This is a genomic window from Planococcus citreus (assembly GCF_003664125.1).
Taxonomy (GTDB): Bacteria; Bacillota; Bacilli; order Bacillales_A; family Planococcaceae; genus Planococcus; species Planococcus citreus.
This window is the reverse complement of the sequence record NZ_RCCP01000001.1, coordinates 1550469-1570462: the sequence shown is the minus strand read 5'-3', so window position 1 is coordinate 1570462 and position 19994 is coordinate 1550469. Positions and strand designations below refer to the sequence as shown.

23 protein-coding genes and 1 pseudogene are annotated in these 19994 nt (G+C 48.8%); 21 read left to right on the top strand and 3 right to left on the bottom strand.

Annotated elements, in window-relative coordinates; translation table 11 throughout:
- Window positions 1-7: 7 nt before the first annotated feature.
- Together DFR62_RS07780 and DFR62_RS07775 are read left to right on the top strand one after the other, a co-directional pair.
- Window positions 8-1015, top strand: a complete 1008-nt coding sequence (locus DFR62_RS07780) for an ABC transporter ATP-binding protein (protein ID WP_121299307.1) — start codon at window positions 8-10, stop codon at window positions 1013-1015.
- Window positions 1012-2028 carry an ABC transporter ATP-binding protein gene (locus DFR62_RS07775; RefSeq protein ID WP_101192046.1) on the top strand — a complete coding sequence of 339 codons (1017 nt, stop codon included), beginning with the start codon at window positions 1012-1014 and terminating at the stop codon, window positions 2026-2028. Before DFR62_RS07780 ends, DFR62_RS07775 begins: the two co-directional genes overlap by 4 nt.
- Before the next feature lie 136 nt (window positions 2029-2164).
- Here DFR62_RS07775 and DFR62_RS07770 read toward each other — a convergent pair whose 3' ends face one another.
- Entirely contained in the window at window positions 2165-2737 is a 573-nt protein-coding gene (locus tag DFR62_RS07770; RefSeq protein ID WP_112233379.1) for a YdeI/OmpD-associated family protein, read from the bottom strand.
- Window positions 2738-2891: 154 nt separating this feature from the next.
- Here DFR62_RS07770 and DFR62_RS07765 point away from each other — a divergent pair, with 154 nt between their 5' ends.
- From DFR62_RS07765 to DFR62_RS17510, 5 genes are all read left to right on the top strand, one after another.
- A complete protein-coding gene (locus tag DFR62_RS07765; RefSeq protein ID WP_121299305.1) occupies window positions 2892-3533 on the top strand; it encodes a Yip1 family protein in 642 nt (213 codons plus the stop codon).
- A gap of 229 nt (window positions 3534-3762) precedes the next feature.
- Entirely contained in the window at window positions 3763-6012 is a 2250-nt protein-coding gene (gene katG / locus DFR62_RS07760; RefSeq protein WP_121299303.1) for a catalase/peroxidase HPI, read from the top strand.
- Window positions 6013-6218: 206 nt separating this feature from the next.
- Complete coding sequence (locus DFR62_RS07755) at window positions 6219-6899, top strand: hypothetical protein (protein ID WP_147433803.1); 681 nt, start codon at window positions 6219-6221, stop codon at window positions 6897-6899.
- 32 nt (window positions 6900-6931) lie between these two features.
- The gene (locus DFR62_RS17515) at window positions 6932-7132 is read left to right on the top strand and encodes a hypothetical protein (protein WP_244201654.1); all 201 of its coding nucleotides are present in this window, start codon (window positions 6932-6934) and stop codon (window positions 7130-7132) included.
- A 25-nt stretch (window positions 7133-7157) separates the two neighbouring features.
- A complete protein-coding gene (locus DFR62_RS17510) occupies window positions 7158-7298 on the top strand; it encodes a GNAT family N-acetyltransferase (RefSeq protein ID WP_244201653.1) in 141 nt (46 codons plus the stop codon).
- A 190-nt stretch (window positions 7299-7488) separates the two neighbouring features.
- On the opposite strand, the gene DFR62_RS07745 is transcribed toward DFR62_RS17510, so the two are convergent.
- Entirely contained in the window at window positions 7489-8916 is a 1428-nt protein-coding gene (locus tag DFR62_RS07745) for a cytosine permease (RefSeq protein ID WP_121299592.1), read from the bottom strand.
- A gap of 348 nt (window positions 8917-9264) precedes the next feature.
- Between DFR62_RS07745 and DFR62_RS07740 the strand changes: the two are divergent.
- The 6 genes and pseudogenes from DFR62_RS07740 (at window position 9265) to DFR62_RS07715 (ending at window position 14221) form a co-directional block, all read left to right on the top strand.
- A pseudogene (locus DFR62_RS07740) lies at window positions 9265-9830 on the top strand (DUF4256 domain-containing protein).
- Window positions 9831-9898: 68 nt separating this feature from the next.
- Window positions 9899-10387, top strand: coding sequence for an LURP-one-related/scramblase family protein (locus tag DFR62_RS07735; protein WP_121299299.1), 489 nt, complete (start codon window positions 9899-9901; stop codon window positions 10385-10387).
- Window positions 10388-10584: 197 nt separating this feature from the next.
- Window positions 10585-12213: an ABC transporter substrate-binding protein gene (locus tag DFR62_RS07730; protein WP_241663073.1), complete on the top strand. Its 1629-nt coding sequence runs from the start codon at window positions 10585-10587 to the stop codon at window positions 12211-12213.
- 18 nt (window positions 12214-12231) lie between these two features.
- Window positions 12232-13311 carry a M42 family metallopeptidase gene (locus tag DFR62_RS07725; protein WP_121299296.1) on the top strand — a complete coding sequence of 360 codons (1080 nt, stop codon included), beginning with the start codon at window positions 12232-12234 and terminating at the stop codon, window positions 13309-13311.
- Window positions 13312-13473: 162 nt separating this feature from the next.
- Entirely contained in the window at window positions 13474-14028 is a 555-nt protein-coding gene (locus DFR62_RS07720) for a hypothetical protein (protein ID WP_121299294.1), read from the top strand.
- Between the two features lie 22 nt (window positions 14029-14050).
- The gene (locus tag DFR62_RS07715) at window positions 14051-14221 is read left to right on the top strand and encodes a Fe3+ hydroxamate ABC transporter substrate-binding protein (protein ID WP_338324976.1); all 171 of its coding nucleotides are present in this window, start codon (window positions 14051-14053) and stop codon (window positions 14219-14221) included.
- 68 nt (window positions 14222-14289) lie between these two features.
- On the opposite strand, the gene DFR62_RS07710 is transcribed toward DFR62_RS07715, so the two are convergent.
- Window positions 14290-15222, bottom strand: a complete 933-nt coding sequence (locus DFR62_RS07710; RefSeq protein WP_121299290.1) for an iron-hydroxamate ABC transporter substrate-binding protein — start codon at window positions 15220-15222, stop codon at window positions 14290-14292.
- A gap of 184 nt (window positions 15223-15406) precedes the next feature.
- On the opposite strand from DFR62_RS07710, the gene DFR62_RS07705 reads away from it, so the two are divergent.
- The 8 genes from DFR62_RS07705 to mqo all read left to right on the top strand — a co-directional run bounded on the left by DFR62_RS07705 (window position 15407) and on the right by mqo (window position 19894).
- On the top strand, window positions 15407-15751 hold the full coding sequence (locus DFR62_RS07705; protein ID WP_121299288.1) for a DUF6176 family protein: 345 nt from the start codon (window positions 15407-15409) through the stop codon (window positions 15749-15751).
- Between the two features lie 179 nt (window positions 15752-15930).
- Window positions 15931-16173 carry a hypothetical protein gene (locus DFR62_RS07700; RefSeq protein ID WP_121299286.1) on the top strand — a complete coding sequence of 81 codons (243 nt, stop codon included), beginning with the start codon at window positions 15931-15933 and terminating at the stop codon, window positions 16171-16173.
- A gap of 59 nt (window positions 16174-16232) precedes the next feature.
- Entirely contained in the window at window positions 16233-16433 is a 201-nt protein-coding gene (locus DFR62_RS07695; RefSeq protein ID WP_135449384.1) for a hypothetical protein, read from the top strand.
- 189 nt (window positions 16434-16622) lie between these two features.
- The gene (locus DFR62_RS07690; protein WP_121299282.1) at window positions 16623-16829 is read left to right on the top strand and encodes a hypothetical protein; all 207 of its coding nucleotides are present in this window, start codon (window positions 16623-16625) and stop codon (window positions 16827-16829) included.
- 39 nt (window positions 16830-16868) lie between these two features.
- Window positions 16869-17069: a hypothetical protein gene (locus tag DFR62_RS07685; protein WP_121299280.1), complete on the top strand. Its 201-nt coding sequence runs from the start codon at window positions 16869-16871 to the stop codon at window positions 17067-17069.
- A 61-nt stretch (window positions 17070-17130) separates the two neighbouring features.
- Window positions 17131-17694 (top strand): DNA-3-methyladenine glycosylase I, encoded by a 564-nt coding sequence (locus tag DFR62_RS07680; protein ID WP_121299279.1) that lies wholly within the window; start codon window positions 17131-17133, stop codon window positions 17692-17694.
- A gap of 82 nt (window positions 17695-17776) precedes the next feature.
- Window positions 17777-18052, top strand: a complete 276-nt coding sequence (locus DFR62_RS07675) for a hypothetical protein (protein ID WP_121299276.1) — start codon at window positions 17777-17779, stop codon at window positions 18050-18052.
- Window positions 18053-18364: 312 nt separating this feature from the next.
- On the top strand, window positions 18365-19894 hold the full coding sequence (gene mqo / locus DFR62_RS07670; RefSeq protein ID WP_121299274.1) for a malate dehydrogenase (quinone): 1530 nt from the start codon (window positions 18365-18367) through the stop codon (window positions 19892-19894).
- Window positions 19895-19994: the final 100 nt, after the last annotated feature.

The window sequence follows — 19994 nt, the reverse complement described above, 5'->3', positions numbered from 1 at the left end:
CACTCGAATGTTGCAAGTAGAAAATCTTCATGTCCATCTTGATACACCGGGCGGCCTCGTGAAAGCAGTCGACGGCGTGTCCTTTTCCATCCAGAAAGGGGAGACCATCGGCATCGTCGGGGAGTCGGGGAGCGGCAAAAGCGTGCTTGCTCATTCCTTGATGAAGCTCAATCCGGAACCGCCTGCACTGTATCCGCAAGGCACGATTCATTTTGAAGGCCAGCCGGTATTGGAAATGGGCAAAACGGAACTGAGAAAACTGCGGGGCAACGACATCGCCATGATTTTTCAGGATCCGATGTCGAGCTTGAATCCCGTCTCCAGAATCGGCAAGCAATTGATCGAAGCCATACAAGCGCATCAAAAACGGCCGAAACAGCAAGCACGCGAAAAAGCGATTGAGTTATTGGAAGACGTCGGCATTGCCGATGCCAAAGCGCGCATGAACAGCTACCCGCATCAATTCTCGGGTGGAATGCGCCAGCGTGTCTTGATCGCCATGGCGCTTGCTTCCAATCCGAAACTATTGATTGCGGATGAGCCGACGACGGCGCTGGATGTCACGATACAGGCGCAAGTTTTGGATTTGCTGAAGGGCATCCAAGAAAAATACGGCACGGCCATTCTCGTCATCACTCACGACCTCGGCGTCGTGGCCCATTTGGCCGACCGCATCCTGGTCATGTATGCCGGGAAAATCGTCGAATCGGGAAGTGCTGAAGATATCTTCTATAGAACGTCAATGCCGTATACGTGGTCGCTTTTGCGTTCGGTCCCGGTCATTCGTGAAGGCGGCCCAGAGCGGCTCATCCCGATCGATGGGCAGCCGCCGAGTTTGATCGACCGGCCGGCGGGATGCGCGTTCGAACCGAGATGCCCGTTTGCACGGGACGCATGCCGGCAAGTTGATCCGCCGTTGGAGCATCGCGAAAGCAATCATTCTGCAGCGTGCATTCTTTCGAGCAATGAATTCGAAGAACAGAAAAAGCAATTGGAAGGGGTGCTGACAACATGAGCGCATTATTGGATATCAAAGGGCTGCATGTCCATTTCCCCGTCAAAAAAGGCTTGTTGCAGCGCGAGAAAAGCTACGTCAAAGCGCTGAACGGCATCGACCTCCAAGTCCAAAAAGGCGAGACACTCGGCATCGTCGGCGAATCGGGCTGCGGAAAAAGCACACTCGCGAGAAGCATTGTCGGCCTGCAGCAACCGACAGCGGGTGAAATCCTATTCCATGGAAAAGATTACGCAGATGCGAGCGCCAAAGAACTTCATGATATGCGGCGCAATGTCCAGATGATTTTCCAGGATCCCTACACCAGTTTGAATCCGCGCATGAAGATCGGGGATAGCATAGCGGCGCCGTTGAAAGCCTATAAAAAGACCGAGCGGCTGGAATCGAGGGTCAAGGAATTGCTTGAACTCGTCGGATTGAACCCGGACACGCATTACGATAAACTGCCGCATGAGTTTTCTGGCGGCCAGCGGCAACGTGTCGGCATTGCCCGCGCCCTTGCCCTGGAGCCGGAACTGCTAATCTGCGATGAGCCGGTCAGTGCACTCGATGTTTCGGTGCAGGCGCAAGTCATCAATTTGCTTCAGGATCTGCAGAAGCAATTGGGCTTGACCTATGTTTTCATCGCGCATGATTTATCCGTCATCAATCATTTGGCCGACCGTGTGGCTGTCATGTATCTAGGAAAAGTGATGGAGAAATCGGAAAAAGGCGCGTTCTATACAAAAGTCCAGCATCCGTATACGCAATCCTTGCTGTCGGCAGTGCCGGTTCCCGACCCGTTGCTCGAGCGCGGCCGGGAACGCATCGTCTTGAAAGGCGAGCTGCCGTCGCCGGCGAACCCGCCAAGCGGCTGCGTATTCCACACAAGATGTCCCATGGCCACCGAACGCTGCAAAAATGAAGTGCCGGCACTCGAACCGAGAGGGCTCTCGGGCCAAGAAGTCGCCTGTTTTTATCCACTTGTCGAAAAACAGCCGGCTGATGCGCCGAAAGATCCGCTATATGTATAGAAGAAAAGGCATCTTTCCCAGCACAAATGCGGGAAAGATGCCTTTTTTCGATGGAGATGCCAGCGTTCCTAGCAAAGTTCTATCTAACAAAAGTAGAAATATCTACTTAACAAAGGTGGAAACTTGCGAGAAGTTTTCAGTCATCCAATAAGCGCCCGTTGTCGTGCCACTGTCCGTACATTTTATTGGCGCGTGTATTCACAATGAATTTCTCCAGCCGTTTATCGAATATTTCGCGGTCATAGCTTTTATAGCCCTGTATATTATCGATCCGGATCCGGCGGTACAGTTCAGGGAAGTTCAAGAAGTTTTCATAGACTTGCGGATCTCGTTTCAAAGCAGATTCGATTTCTTCGTCGATCGCAAAAGACTCGGGCCGCATATCAGGAAGGACGCGGCGCCCTTGGCCAGTCATCCAGCCCAATTTCTCCAGCCTTCTGACGCGCTCTTTGTTCAATTCGGTCCAATTGCTGTTTTTCCGGCGCGGTGAAAGCCGCTGGGCCAATCGATTATCGGCTGTCTTTTTCGTGATGCCGTCAATCCAGCCAAAGCATAAGGCTTCTTCCACGGCATCCAAATAAGGGATCCCTTCTGGCCGTTCCTTGGTCCCGATCAGTACCCAGCAAAACTTCGCCGAAGCCGAATTTTTCTCCAGCCACTCCCTCAATTCCTGCCTGGAACGCGCGCCAAGCATATTGTCAATTTCCATTCGGCATGACTCCTTTCTCAATTGGCTGTTCGCTTATCATTTCCACTGCGATTTCACGCCCTTCGTCAAAAAAAGGTATTCGAGAGTTATGAAGAAACATAGGGGATAGTCTTTTGTGCCACTGCGATCTTTGATAAGAGAGGAGGGAGAAATCATGGTAAGGGAAGAACGGATAAGAAATGAACGCGGGTTGAACCCGTTCACCGATATTTGGCTGCGCACGCGTGAAACCGTCCGTTTTGTCATTGAACGGAAATCCTTCAAGTTCATCATACTGCTCATCGTCCTCACGGGTTTTGCTTCCGGCTTGATCGGGATGATGAACGAACGCAGCTCGGATATGCCGGCGTGGGCGGCCATTCTGCAGGCCTTGGTGACCGGGCCGATCGGCAGCGCGTTCGGCTATTTTCTTGGAGCCGCGATCCTGGTGCTTGTCGGCCGATTGTTTAAAGGAACGGCGACGTATCAGGAAATGTTCAAGGCGCTGGTCCCGGCCCAAATCCCGCAAATTTGGCTGTTGCCGCTTCTCATCATCTGGGTGCTGGCATCACCCGAAACCTTCCTGGCTGACCGGACAGATGTGAAAGGAAACCCAATCGTCGTCATCATGTCCATCGTGATGGCAGTGGTCTCCATCTGGACATTCATCATCGTCTGCAAGGCGGTAGGCAAAGCGCACCGGGTGTCGTCCTGGAAAGGGTTCTTCATCGTTGTGCTGCCGGGGATCATCATCACATTCATTGTCTTGCTGATCGTCTTTGTGCTGTTCGCTTCATTCTTCAGTGAGTTTTTCTGAAGTTGAAAAATGAAAACATATTATAGGAAGAAATTCGGGCAACTCTTGCTGTTTTAAACGAAGCAGAAAAAGATTTGCCCTCATTTTTATCCATATTGCTGTTCAGCTGTTCTCTAGTTTAGTATAATTCTAATGTAAGAATTATTATATGCAATTGGCAATACCCAACAACATGCGTGTTGGATAGAAGTTCACCTTTTTTCATTATCAATTGGGAGGTTTTTACAAGATGGATAACAACGAACAAAAGCGCCACACAGCTGCATCCGATGCACAATGCCCAATAACAGGCGCCGGCGGGCAACAGCCGACTGACCAAACGGGCGGACACCAAGACAGCGCCATCACGACTTCGAACAAGCCAGGCAAAACGCAAAATAAAGACTGGTGGCCGAATATGCTGAATTTGAATATTCTGCACCAGCATGACACGAAAACGAACCCTCTAGGGGTAGAATTTGATTACCAAGCGGAATTCGAGAAATTGGATTACGATGCATTGAAACAAGACCTTCGCGACTTGATGACCAACAGCCAAGAATGGTGGCCAGCGGATTATGGCCATTACGGCGGATTGTTCATCCGTATGTCTTGGCACGCTGCAGGTACTTACCGTACAACGGATGGCCGCGGAGGCGGTTCTACCGGCAACCAGCGTTTCGCGCCGCTTAACAGCTGGCCGGATAACGTCAACTTGGACAAAGCGCGCCGTTTGCTTTGGCCGATCAAGAAAAAATACGGAAACAAAATCTCATGGGCTGACTTGCTCGTTTTGACAGGCAACGTGGCACTTGAATCGATGGGCTTCAAAACTTTCGGATTCGGTGCAGGCCGTGAAGACATCTGGGCGCCTGAAGAAGACGTCTATTGGGGCAATGAAAAAGAATGGCTCGCGGATAACCGCTATTCCGGCGACCGCGAACTGGAAAATCCGCTCGCAGCCGTTCAAATGGGCTTGATCTACGTAAACCCGGAAGGCCCGAATGGCAAACCGGATCCGCTTGCAAGTGCAGTGGACATCCGTGAGACTTTTGCGCGCATGGGAATGAACGACGAAGAAACCGTTGCATTGATCGCAGGCGGCCACACATTCGGTAAAGCGCACGGCGCTGGAGATCCTTCCAACGTAAGCGACGATCCGGAAGCGGCGGTCATGGAAAACATGGGCCTTGGCTGGAAGAGTTCATACGGCTCTGGAAAAGGCCGTGACACGATTTCAAGCGGCATCGAAGGCGCTTGGACTGCCAACCCGATCCAATGGGATAACGGCTACTATGAGCAATTGTTAGGCTATGAGTGGGAATTGACGAAATCTCCTGCTGGCGCTTACCAATGGACAGCAGTAGACCTATCTGAAGGGCAGATGGCACCGGATGCAGAAGATTCTTCCATCAAAGTGAAAACGATGATGACGACTGCCGATATGGCGCTTCGTGTAGATCCGGAATATGAAAAAATTTCCCGCCGTTTCTACGAAAACATGGAAGAGTTCCAAGATGCGTTCGCACGTGCATGGTTCAAACTTCTTCACCGCGACATGGGCCCGAAAGTCCGCTACTGGGGACCAGAAGTTCCAGACGAAGAGTTGATCTGGCAAGATCCGGTACCAGCAGCTCCAGGAACGTTGAAAGACAAAGAATTAACTGAACTGAAAGCGAAAATCCTGGAAAGCGGCATCAACCCGCAACAGCTCGTCAAAGCAGCTTGGGCTTCTGCCAGCACATTCCGCGGTTCCGACAAGCGCGGCGGCGCAAACGGTGCGCGCATCCGCTTTGCACCACAGCGCAGCTGGGATGCCAACGAGCCGGAAGAATTGGAAAAAGTGCTTTACTTCTATGAGCATTTGAAAGCAGAAACAGGCGACAAAGTAAGCATCGCCGACTTGATCGTCCTCGGCGGTAACGCAGCGATCGAACAAGCGGTCAAAGCAGCCGGTTTCGATATCGAAGTGCCATTCACGCAAGGCCGCGGAGACGCTCTTGAAGAGCAAACCGATGCCGAGAGCTTCAAAGTGCTTGAGCCGCTATCTGACGGTTTCAGAAACTACCATAAGAAAGAATATGCAACAAGCCCGGAAGAAATGTTGTTGGATAAAGCACAATTGCTTGGCCTGACAGCTCCGGAAATGACCGTATTGGTCGGCGGGATGCGCGCACTTGGCGCAAACCACGAAGGTTCTACAGCAGGCGTTCTAACTGACAACGTCGGCGTCTTGACCAACGACTTCTTCACGAAGCTATTGGACATGGACATCGAATGGTCACCGGTTGAGTTCAATAAATACGAAGGCAAAAACCGTGCAACTGGCGAATCCGCTGGCACTGCAACGCGCATCGACCTCGTATTCGGCTCGAACTCCATCCTGCGTGCGGTTGCTGAAGTCTACGCACAAGACGACAACAAAGAAAAATTCGTCCGCGACTTCATCAAAGCATGGAACAAAGTGATGAATGCCGATCGCTACGATTTGCAGAACTAAATCAAACACTGACTGGCCAGCATTTTGCTGGCCGGTTTTTTTGTGGTTTCATTCACCGGACAGCGAGAGATTTCAGAAAAATGTAATTTCTTGATTAATTTAATGATAAACTGGAAATAAGAGCAATCATCCAAGAGCACGTTTTACCGACACCAGATGCGTCGCAGCCACTGGATTCAGTTCAAAACGGTAAGGAGAGGATTAGATTGCCGAAAAGAAAAAGTTTTTATCAAAAGAGTTTGAGTGTAGGAGTTATAAGCTCAGCTTTGTTCATAGCGGGGTGTGGAACTGGAGACACGATCGCAGACCAGCCGGCAGAAAGTGAGCCAACTGAAGTTCAAACAACGACTGCTTCGGACGGCTCCGGCGTAACGGAAGAATCGGAAGAAGAAGCAGCAGGAGAAGCTGCAGAGACAGATGAAGAGGAAACGCAAGCCCCAGAAGAAAATGCGGAAGCTGATGCTGGTACAACCGATGAAGAAGGGGAAGCGGTGCCTGCAGACCAGAAGGGCATCACCATGCCGCTTCCGCTTGGAACGCCTCTGGCCGATTTAATTGAGCATTACGGCCAACCGACTTACGATAACTACTTCCTCGGGAGCCGGCTTGTGGTTTTCAACAAGGAAGACGGTTATTTCCTGGATGATGACAATATCGCCAAAGGGTTTTTTGTCGGCAATCCTGAGGTCTCGGTCTTCGATACCCGCATCGGCATGACCTTCAAAGAAATCGATGAAATTCTGGGGGCAAAGGGAGAAGTAGGATACGATCAGTCGGAAACCCAGTACTATCTCAATATCCATTATGTCGAGAACTACAAAATCACGTATTCTGCTGAAACGGAAGATGGCCCGGTAGTGGAAATAGTGATCATAAGAAGCAAATAAGAGCTGAAACCTTCAGTAAGCGAGGGATGTGGATGATCCATCTCAAAGAAGTTAACCGCCATAATTTTTTCGATGTCATCGGTTTGGAAGTGGCGGAACACCAGAAGTCCTTTGTAGCATCGAACGTTTTTTTCCTTGGCACAGGCGAAAGCGTACCCGGAATGCGCCTGTTTAGCTATCTACTGCAGCGACGAACTCGTCGGGTTTACGATGTAGTGCCTGGATCAGGATGACCAAGAGTATTGGATTTACCGCTTGATGATCGATGCCAATCACCAGTCAAAAGGCTATGGAAAGGCGGCGATGGAACGGCTCATCGAGCAGCTCCAACAAGACCGGGAACATCGTGTAATGTACCTGAGTTTCGAGCCGGCCAATGAAGCTGCCAAGAAACTATAAGAAAAGCTTGGTTTTGTGGCAGACGGCCGCATCATTGACGGGGAAATCGTCTATAAACTGGTTTATTGAAAAACGCCCGCTGCATCAAGTGATGCAGCGGGCGTTTTTGATGTGAAAAGGAGAAAGATAGTGTCTATTGGTAAGTTGAGGAGATAATGGGTGTGTGTTCTTGCTATAAAATCATGGCTATTTATTTGCCGGAGCGGGTCGCGATATGGTCTTCGATGTCCACATCAACCGGTTCCGTTTTCATGTAGTATTTGCCTTTTGTCAGGGCCGCCAGCATCACTGTTAGAAGTGCGGCGAGCACAGCGGCGAAGAAAGCGGCAGTATTTTGCAGGAACGGCCCTATATAGCCGAGTGCCGCAAACGTGCCGAGGCCGCTCGAGATGACCAGCGCTACGACCCCTACAGGATTCCATTTATACAGATATTCCTGGCGGGCTTCATAGAACAAGGGTCCGATCTTCAACCATTTCTTGACAATCATGGCATCCGCGACGATGACTGCTGCCCAGGCGAGCAAAAAGACGCCCTGGAAGGTCATCGCAGTACCAAGATGATCAACAATGCCGCCGAGCATCAAGGCAATGGCGGACAAGGCAGTGACGACGATCCAAAACCGTCTGCCAGGCGTAAAGTTAAAAATGTTCTCGAAAAAGTTCGATAGCGATAAGGAACCACTGTAAATATTCGTGATATTGATGCGCAGCTGCGTAAGCAAAGTAAACATGACCCCGCCGAAGCCAAGCAATAGCACGATATAGACGCCCGGATTGGATTCACCGAGGCGCACGCCAAACCAGATGCCAAGGCCGCCCATGACGCCAAAGCAGAAAATTTGCGGGATGAAGCCAATCATGACCGATCCGAGCTTGACGTCTTTCGGTTTCAGGAAGCGAGCATAATCCGAGGCAAGTAAGGCCGTCAATCCCATGATGCCGTGCTGCATGCCGATGCACAGCAACAATGCCGCACCGCCCACTTGCACGCCTTCTGGCAAATAAGTCCAGAAGGCGCCGTCATAGCCCGACGGCGTATTGAAGGTGACGATAATGGTGACCAGGAGGAACACCAGGAAAATCGGCAAAGACCATTTTTGTAGTTTGTCCAATTGTTTGATGCCAAACCAATTGAGTGGAATGACCAGAAGCCCAAAAAAGATGATGAGCGCCCATTCGGGGATAGAGGGGAAGAACGTATGAACTGCGGCGACCAGAATCAGGCCTTCGAATGCGCAGTACATGATAAAGTTTGATGCGTAGATTAAGGAGGTCAAAGAGGCTCCGATATAACCAAATCCGCCACTTCTGGATAATAGATTGACATTCATCCCTGATTTTGCCGACAGATAGGCAATAACCGTCCCGAGAATTCCTGCAACAATAATCGCGTAAACAGCGGAAATAATGGCGTTCACCGCCCCGAATTGAAGGGCCATAACACTGCCGGTCTGGAAGTAGAATATAGCAGTCGCAATTCCGAACGTGATGTTGGTGATGCTGAGCCAACCCATCTTCCGTTCTTCGCGCGGCACACGATCCAAGGAATAATCATCTTGCCCTTCTGCCTGTTTTTTAACATTTAAGTCCATGGCTTCGTCTACAGTAGTAATCATTTCTTTCGTGATATCGATCATCTCCTATATATCCTCATTATCACTCCTGCCCATTTTTATTCTTTCTGCCACAATTTTCACTATATAAGCATAACAAAGAATTAAGTGAAATTGTTCACAATATGCTGATTTTTAATATTTTATTGGTAAATTTCTTTTATTTTAAGGAATTTAAGTTATGACACCATAGAAAATACAAACAATTTATTAGGCGACAGCCAGCAGCTCGGCGAAAATTAAATGAATCTTTCCCAAGCGATTTGCCGTAAATAAAGGAAATCAGGATTAAATAGCCAACTCCATATACAGGTCATCTATGCGGTGAAAAGGAAAGGGAGGAGAAGAGCAATGGCACAGCCTCAAGAGTATCTAACTGATGAACAGCAGCGAACTCTGCTCGAAGCCTTGAAACAGCGCTTCGAACAAAACGAACAGCGCCACGAAAAGATGGGGTGGGACAATGTTCGGCTGAAGCTAGACGAAGATCCGGTAAAATTGGCGATTTTGCATCAAATGGAGGAAACCGGCGGCGAACCGGATGTCATCGGCTATGAAGCGGAGACCGGGATGTTCTTGTTTTGCGATTGCTCAAAAGAAAGCCCGAAAGGACGAAGAAGTCTTTGTTATGACCGGTCGGCGCTTGAATCCCGGAAAAAAACAAACCCGAAAATTCGGCAGTCGACATGGCAGCTGAGATCGGCATTGAATTATTGACAGAAGAGCAGTACAGGCTGCTTCAGACTTTGGATGAGTTCGATTTAAAGACGTCGAGCTGGCTCGAGACCCCCCAGGAAATCCGGGAACGCGGCGGGGCGATTTTTGGCGATTCCAGGTACGGGCAGGTTTTTGTTTACCATAACGGAGCGGACTCCTATTACGCCGCAAGAGGGTTCAGGGGCATTTTGAAAGTATAGGCGATGAAAATGTTTCACGTGGAACCGAATGAAAGAGCATAACAGCAGAAACCAGAAAGGAAGTTATTATGAAGCACCTCTTTATCAAACAAAAAGTATTCAGCTTGAGCGAGAAATTCACGGTGAAAGACGAACAAGAACGGGATCGGTATTTCGTCGAAGGCAGTTTTTTGAAAATCCCAAAGACCTTTTCGATCTTGGATGCTGAAAACCAGGAAATCGGCGTAATCACGAAAAAGACCTTTAGTTTCTTGCCGACTTTCTTCGTGGAAGTGGACGGCCAGGAAGCGGTCATGATCAAGAAAGAGTTTACTTTTCTGAAGCCACGCTATGCCATTGAAGCAGAAGGCATCGACGTGCAAGGAAATTGGTGGGAAATGACTTTTGACATCCTTCGGCATGGACAAGTCGTCGGCTCGGTGAGCAAGCAATGGCTCAGTTGGGGGGACACTTACCAAGTAGATATCCTCGATGAAACGATGGAGCATCTGATCATTTCGCTCGTCGTGGCCATCGATTGCGTAAAAGCAGACCAGGCCGCAGCCGCTTCAAGCTGATGATCATGGTATTGATTAAGTGGACAATAGCTTGCGACACTCACTTCATAAGTGGGTGTTTTTTAATGTGCATGAATAAAATTCTGAAAAAATAGATTTGAAAATTAATTCCAAAAACTTTATACTTGGAGCTATCTTCCTTTCTCTAAAACTTCACTGTGCTAGAGAAAGAGTGCAAAAAAGGAGGCGGAAGCCGGTTGGAAAAGAAAATTCGTAACCTATTTTATTTTTTCATCACATTTGGAATTGTACTATTGGCTGGATGTTCAAGTGATAACGCACAAGACGAGGCCGGCACTGCAACCGAAGGCGATAAGAGCGGCGGCACTTTGGTTTACGGGCGCGGCGCCGATTCGGTCAGTTTAGACCCAATCAATGTAACGGACGGGGAATCGATCCGGGTCACGCACAATATATACGAAACTCTATTGGAATATGACCACAATTTGGAGCTGCAGCCGAAACTGGCAACAGAATACAGCTCGAGCGAAGATGGCTTGACTTGGACATTCCAGCTGCGCGAAGGCGTGAAGTTCCATGACGGCACCGATTTTAACGCAGACGCCGTCGTCTTTAATTTCGAACGCTGGATGGATCCGGAAAACCCGTACCATGAAGGAGATTTTCCTTATTATCCGTTTCTTTACGGCGGGTTTAAAGGAGACGAAAACCACCTGATTGAATCGGTAACAGCGACCGGCGAACACGAACTTGAAATTGTATTGAAGCGAAAAACCGCACCGTTCCTTAGCTATTTGGCGATTTCCATGTTCGGGATTGCAAGCCCTGCAGCGATCGAACAGTACGGCGCTGGCATCGGCGAGAACCCGGTCGGCACTGGGCCGTTCAAGTTTGAGGAATGGAACCGCAATAACACGATCACGCTATCAAAGAATGAAGACTATTGGATGGAAGGGAAGCCTTACCTCGACCAAGTCATCTATCAAGTTATTCCCGAAAACTCGGCACGCTTGAATGCCTTGCAGACAGGGGAAATCGATATTTTGGACGGCATGAATGCAAGCGATACGACGATTGTCGAAGACACGGAAGGCATTGAACTGATTAAACGCCCAAGTTTCAATATCGGCTATATGGCGTTCAATATGGAAAAAGAGCCATTCGATGATCCCTTGGTGCGCAAGGCCATCAATATGGCGATCGACAAAGAAGAAATTGTCGATGCGTTTTATAACGGACTGGCAGACCCGGCGACTAGCCCGTTGCCGCCGTCTCTCTGGAGCCATGACGAGTCGCTGGAGAAATACGATTACAACGTAGAAGAAGCGAAGAAACTATTGGCGGAAGCAGGACTTGAAGACGGCTTTACCACGGAACTGTATACGATGAGCAACCCTCGCCCTTATTTGCCGGAACCGATGAAAATTGCGGAAGCGATTCAATCGGACTTGGCTGAAATCGGCATCACAGCAGAAATCGTGTCGTCTGAATGGGCGACTTATTTGGAAGATACAAAGAACGGCAAGCACAGCATGGCGATGTACGGCTGGACAGGCGTTATGGCGGACCCGGACAACTTTCTCTATCCGAACCTCAGCAAAACGAACGCCGAAGTGCCTGCACAAAACATCGCGTTTTATAAGAGCGACGAATTCACCTCGTTGATTACGGAAGCGCGTGAAACAATCGACCAGGACAAGCGGACAGAGCTGTACCAAGAAGCCCAGCAATTGTTCCAGGAAGACGCCCCGTGGGTGATGCTTGCCTATACAACGCCGCCTTTGGCGCAAAGCGATAATGTGGAAGATTACAACCCGCATCCGATGAGCAACGATTTAATGACAGATGTATACCTATCAAACTAAGCCTGGAGTTGAGCCGTTTTGTATAAAGTATTGAAGGAATTATGTGGATTGGTGGGGCCAAGCGGCTTCGAGCAGGACGTCCAACGTTATATCAAAGGCGAAATAGAAGGGAAAGTGGCATCTTGCGAAGTGGACCCGCTCGGCAATATTATCGCGACGATTCCGGCAACGGATGCTTCTTTGCCATCGATCTTGCTCGCCGCGCATTCAGATGAAATCGGCTTTATCGTCAAAAAAATCGAAGCGAATGGCACATTGCGCTTCGAACAGCTCGGCGGCTTCGACAACCGCACATTGCTGGCCCAGCCAGTGACGATCAAAGGCGATGACGGCTATATTCAAGGCGTGATCGGCACGCTCGCTGTCCATTACGTGAAATGGGACGACCCGAAGCGCATCGCTTCGCACAGGGAGCTGTATATCGATATTGGGGCGGCTTCGCCTGAAGAAGTGGCACAAATGGGCGTCAGAGTCGGCCAACCGGTGAGTTACGGCAGCGAATTGAAGCTGATTGGCGATGCCAAGCAAAACCGCGTCGTCGGGAAAGCCCTGGATGACCGGGCGGGCTGTGCCGTCTTGCTGGAGTTGATCAATGAATTCCAGCAAGCAGCCGATCTGGCGCATGGCGATATCCATTTCGCCTTCACTGTACAGGAAGAAGTCGGGCTTCGCGGCGCTTCCGTCTTGAGCGCAAACCTGCAGCCGGATTTCGCTTTGGCGATCGATACGACGCCGACGAGTGACACCAATGATGTGCTCATGACCGGGACCCGAATACTGGGCGCTGGACCGTGCATCAAGATCACGGATAAATCCTTGATTGCGCATCCTTTGGTGACGGGGCTGTTGGAGAAAGTAGCCACAGAGCAAGCGATCCCGTATCAACAGGAAATCTTTATGGGCATCGGCACAGATGCGGGGGCAATCCATATGACACATAAAGGTGTCTCTTCCGGAGTTGTCTCGATTCCTTCCCGTTATACGCATACACCGATTGAAATCGTAGACCTGAAAGATTTGGAGCATACAATGGATTTGGTGAAACACTTTATTTTATCGTCGAATGAACTGAGCGGGAAAAGTTTCTTGGATACCTAACAGCATTCCAGAAACGCCTTTTTGCTTGTGAACCTTAGGGGGAACGAGTGGAAAGGCGTTTTTTTGTGAAAATATATGATTTATAAATGAGTTTCTTCAAATTCCAGAAAATTGAAACTTAAGCTTAATTATTTCGTATTATAAACAAAGGAGCTGGTCGGGATGCAGAAAGGAGCAAGTAAATTGAAGATGGCGCTGGCGGTATTGACTGCGCTCGCGGCAGTGTTAACCATAGGCGGGTGTGTGGCGGCGAAAGCGGACGACCCGAAAATGGAGACGATTGAGCGGGTCTTGGAGCTGCAATTCAACGGGCCGGACGAGGAGTTTTTGGAGGCGATGTGGAATCCTGCCAACAAACAAATCGTGGACGGCGTCGAAGTGAACGAGGCATTTGAGCAGCAAGTGGATGAGAAATACGGAGCCTATTTCACCGACAGTGAATTGGATCAATTTATGCGGGTATTCGGCACCTATTTTCCGGGATTGGCTGATATTTATGGTTATGAGCTGCGCTTGGAAGACGTGGACATCGAGTTGAGCGATACGGTGGCGAATCGCTACCTGTTCACGGCAGAAGTGGCGTTTCAGAAAAAAGGCGGAAAAGAGCAGCGCGCTGAAGTGGGAGGCGTCGTGTTGTTTTCAACCGTCCAAGAAGGCAAGATCGGCAAGTTCACTTACACGGACGACCAAGGCTTATCGGAACGCTTGAAACAATAACGATCGAGTGGGAGGGATGACGATGTTCGATGAACCACCGAAATGCCAAGTGTGCGGCAGGAAAATCGAAGGCGGTGAATTAGTGGAGCTCCAGATGCGCTATCCGAAGCGCAAAGGGTTCGCGGAGGTCAAAGCGTACTTAAAACTGGAGGCCAAGTTTACGTGCGATGCGTGCTCGAAAAGCAAAAAATAACGAAAGCCCCCGTCCGAACGGCTTCCGGGGGGTGTGGAAGGCCGTTCGGACGGGGGCTTTCAAATGGCTTAATTCTCGGCAAGGAATCCTTCTTCAAAGATGCCAAGCAAATGGTCAAGTGTGATCGGGTCGCTGTACGTTGAAGCTTTCGTATTGATTTCAATGACGCGCTCTTCGCTTACAGCAGGGATATTGTTCCAGACATCGGTTTCCATGAATGAGTTGTCGACATCCGGGTTTTTGCTGAGGACGACGTAATCCCCTGCAAAGTCAGGCAATACTTCAAGCGAGAACGTGTGGACGCCCGCTTCAAGAGCCAGTTCCTCGACTTTTTCAGGCATGTTCAAGCCCATTTCCTGATAGAGGATTTCAGTGCCGCGTGCGTAATTATCACCGAATACATAGAATTCCTTATTGCCGCTTTCGATGACCGAAACAGTGGCGTCTTCACCGATTTTGGCGCGGATTTCTTCACCGGCAGCTTGTGCGCGGCTTTGGAAATCAGTGACCCAATCTGTCGCTTCCTGTTCTTTATTGAGCAATTTGCCGATTTCCACTTGCTGTTCCAAATAATCGAGCTTGCCCCATGTAAAGGCAACGGTCGGTGCGATTTCGCTCATCTTGTCGAGATTTTTCATATGTGTGCCTGCGATGATAAGGTCCGGGTCCAATTCGATGATTTTCTCCAGGTTGTCTTCCGTGACGATTTCCACATCGGACAGCCTGTCTTCAAAAAGCGGGTTGGCATTGGTCCATTCGTCGATACCGACGATATTGCCTTCGAGCGCCAAGACATTCGGCCCGTTCGTCAAGGCGATGATGCGCTGAGGGTCTGTCGGCACTTCAACGGCGCCCGTTTCCGATTCGTATGTAAATGTTTCCGCTACTGCGTCCTGTTCCGGTTCAGCAGCGCCCGTCTCTTCAGACGATTCGGCAGAGCCGCAAGCTGCGAGTACGGCCAATAACAGTAAAAGCACGAACAATAATCCTGATTTTTTCAAGTTCTTCTTCTCCTTTGGTCGAGAACGATCAATCAATAATGATAATCATTTTCAATTAGATTCTAGTTTAATCCTACTTCTCTGCTCGTGTATTGTCAATAAACTTACGGAAGAGAATTTCGCCAAGCTTGTTGTTTTCTGCCAGATTGTGAAATGTTGAAAATTTTTAAAGGAAGTGATTCGAATGGATGTTGAGTTGACACGGTTTCGCGTGAAAAAAGGAAAGTCAGAAGTAGTGGACGAATGGCTGAAGTTCTTGAACAATCACATGGAAGAAGTTCTCGTTACCTTAGAAGGGGAGAAGATGTACGTCGAGACGATTTTCCGGGAAACGCTGGACGGGGCTGAGTATTTGTATTGGTATTCGGTGCAGGGGGAAGGCGGGCAGGCGGTGGAAACCTCAACGCATTGGATCGACGAAAAACACATGGCATACTGGCAAGAATGCATCGATCCTGATTTTGAAGCCGTCGATTTATCGGTCGAAGCGATCATGATTCCCCGCCATATCCGAAATCATATGAAATAAGGCGGGCTAAAGCAGGAGCCGCGTTCTTTTTTATGAAAACGACTATCTATTTCCTCAAATTTCCATCTTCATATTCCTTTGATTCCTTAAAAATGATAGGATGAAAAAAATGGGAATTTATAGACTGCCCGGATGCGCCAATACGCATTGGAGCAGTTGCGTAAGAATGGGGAATAGCGATGCTGAAAATAATTCGGATTATCCTTCAATTAAGTGTTATCGGAATAGGAAGCTATACATTATTTACCGAAAAATTGGTTTTGACGCCGCTCGTCATGCTGCTCGCGGGATTGTTCATGCTCGTTGCAGGATTCGAACGGATCGAGAAAAACCAAAAAGAATTCTGGGGTTATGCTTTCGTGGTCATTTCGCTGTTTTTATTGACTGTCTCATGGCAAAACTTGTTCTTGACGACTACTTAACGAAGGCCTAATCAGATATGAAATGGGGGAGCGGGGTGTCGAATATGGGGATGTTCGGAATGGGCAGTTGGGTGGGCATCGTTTCAGCCCTTTTATTTGTAGCCAGCTTTTACTTTACGTTAACGTTTTTCGAGCAATTGAAATCGGAAGATGGGCGCGTGAGCAAACAAGCGAAAATCGCGGCCGTGATTTGTTTAGCCGTCGCGTTATTGCTGCCGGCTGTTTATCAGTTGTATTTTGTTAATGAAATGATGCGATAAATGAGTCGCTTGAGCACCAAAAAGCCAAAGCCCTTCGTCGTGAGGGTTTCGGCTTTTTGTTGAGTTGAATGAGTATTAATTTCAAGCGGATTTATGAAAGAAACCCTCAATATTGACTGTATGCGGCGATAAAGGGTTTTCCATGAGGTTTGTAGAAGTTTATACCAAGATTGGAAGGGGATATGAATTGTGGATAATATGATGATGTTCAATATAGGCGATATCATTGCAACGTTCTTCCTCCTCGGCTTTTTCATTTTGGCGATTGTGCTAGTAGTAGCTGCTGTAAAGGCAGCGGCCAACAAGAACAAAAAGCTGCCGGCGGATGAACCGGATTTGCAAAACCGCATCAAAGCACTGGAAATGCGTGTGGAAACGCTGGAGAATAAACAATGAAAAGAGCTTAAGGAACAATAGCGAAAGGGGGAAACAGAAATGGAAATGCCTGGTGGAATAACAGTGGCGCTCATCATCTTTGGCCTTTTTCTGCTCATTACCGGGCTTTTGGTCGGCAGTATCCTTGTGATGCTGAAAAAGAGCAAGTCCAATAAAGTGGACGATGTGCCGAATCAACAAACACCTGTAAAAAGTGTCAAAGTAGAGGAACGGGAAACGCCGGAAGACGATAATCGGTAAAGAAGCGGGAAGGATTGCCGCTTCTTTTTTTCATCATAAAAAAACAGGAAGAGGTGCTCCAATGGCGCAATGCGAATGGCCGAAAGGTGACGAACGGATGCAGGCCTATCACGACGAGGAATGGTGCCGGCCGAGCCGCGATGAACGCTATTTATTTGAAATGCTGAGCTTGGAAGGCGCCCAAGCAGGCTTGTCCTGGCAGATCGTGCTGTCAAAACGCGATAGCTACAAAGACGCTTTTCACAACTTCGATATAGACTATTGCGCCGCATTGACGGATGAAGCACTTGCTGAGATCAAGGAGCAATACGGCGTGATCAAACACGGTGCCAAGCTCCAATCCGTCCGCACGAATGCACAGGCGGTGAAGGAGATTCAATCGGAATTCACTAGTTTCGCCGAGTATCTATGGAGTTTCACAGACGGCAAAGCGGTGATCAATGAATGGCAATCAGACGGGCAGATTCCCGCCCAATCGGAATTATCGGTAAAGCTCAGCAAGGATTTGAAAAAACGTGGCTTTAAATTTGTCGGCCCGGTCACGAGCTATTCGTTTCTTCAGGCAGTAGGAATGGTCGACGATCATATAATAAGCTGCCCATTCCACAGCGCAAACCGAAAATAAATTAAAAAATTGGGAACAGTTGGAATTCTATATAGGCGTTTTTTCATTTTTATGCTAAAATATGGAAAAAGGGGTGAGCGGGATGAAGCTGATATGCCAGGCGGCAGCCGGGGCCATAATGGCCCATCTTTTGTATTGGGTTATTACATTTACGGTCGGATATGCGAAAACGATGCTGTACCAGCCGAATATCGAAGCGTTATGGGCGAATGAGCACGTGCTACAATCGGAAGTATCATTCGGTTATGCCGTTTCCCCGTCTCCGATCGAGTACGTGGCCAGTTTTTTCGCCACGGCTTTGCTGTTCTGGTGCCTTCTTGTCCTCTATAAGAAATTTGCTTCCAAGCCAAGTTGGTGAAACTCAATTGTCCTGAAAACTTTGCAGAGACTGTCAAAATGACGGTCTCTTTTTGTATAGGCGCACATTGTGAAATAAAATAAGCTGCTCGTTCAGAGCCTGATTCCACGCTTTCGAGGCAGGATTCCGCTTTTTCATCTTAAGGCTTGGCGCAAAAGGCGTATTTTCTTTAATCCTTACGCAAAATGGTTTATAATTATCTGTTAGTAGTAGAAATTTTGTGTCAAACAGGCATACAATAGATGGTGGATTTAACACGGAAGCGGCGGACTTGAAAAGCCGCTAATACTCGCGTAGAAAAGGAAGGTATACATGAGCAATAGAGAAACTGATACAGATGTAATCTTAATCGGTGCCGGTATTATGAGTGCGACTTTGGGGATTCTTTTGAAAGAATTGTCTCCAGACATGAAAATCAATGTGTTCGAGAAATTGTCGAGTGCCGGCGAAGAAAGTTCGAACGAATGGAACAATGCTGGTACAGGCCACGCAGCCCTTTGTGAGTTGAACTATACGAAAGAAAAGCCGGACGGCACGATGGATATCAGCAAAGCCATCGACGTCAACGAACAATTCCAGGTATCGGCCCAGTTTTGGTCCCACCTTGTGAAAACGGGATTGTTGAAAAACCCTGAAGAATTCATCCGTCCGCTTCCGCACATCAGCATGGTGCAAGGCGAAGACAATATCCGTTTCCTGAAAAAGCGTTTTGAGGCAATGGCTAAAAACCCCCTCTTTACAGGCATGGAATTTTCTGATGACCCGGAAGTGCTGAAAGAATGGATGCCGTTGATCATGGCAAACCGCCAAGACAACGAGCCGATTGCGGCGACAAAAATCGATACAGGCACGGACGTCAACTTCGGCGCTTTGACGCGCATGCTGTTCGACCGTCTCGTAAAAGAAGACGTAAACGTTCATTACCGCCATATGGTGCAGGACTTGAAACAAATGAAAGATGGCCGTTGGTTGCTGAAAGTCAAAAACCTGGAGACCGGCAAACTCGATGTACACACAGCGAAGTTCGTCTTTATCGGCGGGGGCGGCGCAAGTATCCACTTGCTCCAAAAATCCGGCATTCCGGAATCGAAGCATATCGGCGGATTCCCGGTCAGCGGCCTGTTCATGGTCTGCAAAAACCCGGAAGTCATCGAACAGCATCACGCGAAAGTCTACGGCAAAGCGAAAGTCGGCGCACCGCCGATGTCTGTTCCTCACTTGGACACACGCTTTATCGACGACAAGAAATCCTTGTTGTTCGGGCCATTCGCAGGCTTTACGCCGAAGTTCCTGAAAACCGGCTCCTATATGGACTTGGTGGCATCCGTCAAGCCGAATAACGTATTGACGATGCTGTCAGGCGGAGCGAAAAACTTGTCGCTGACGCAATACCTGATTCAGCAAGTTATCCAGTCGAAAGAACAGCGTATGGAAGAATTGCGTGAATTCATCCCGGCTGCGAAAAGCGATGACTGGGAGCTCGTTGTCGCAGGACAACGCGTCCAGGTCATCAAAGACACCGATGCAGGCGGCAAAGGCACACTGCAATTCGGCACGGAAGTCGTCAGCTCAGCAGACGGCACAATCTCTGCGCTGCTTGGCGCATCCCCGGGTGCATCAACAGCGGTCCACGTCATGCTTGATGTACTGGCACGCTGCTTCCCTGAAGATTTGGCGAAATGGGAGCCGCAAATCAAGGAAATGATTCCGTCTTACGGCAAATCCTTGATGAACAACGAAGAGCTATTGAAACACGTCCATAAATATACAGCAGAAACGCTGGATTTAAATGAAGTGAAACCGGCCGACCATGCGCCGGAAGATTTGACACCGCAAATTTAATCGTTTAGAAAACCGCTGAGAATTTCTCAGCGGTTTTTTTTGTATCAGTTGGGGAGCCAGTTCCAAAAGAGCCGATAGAAAACCCCCTGCCGATTTTTCG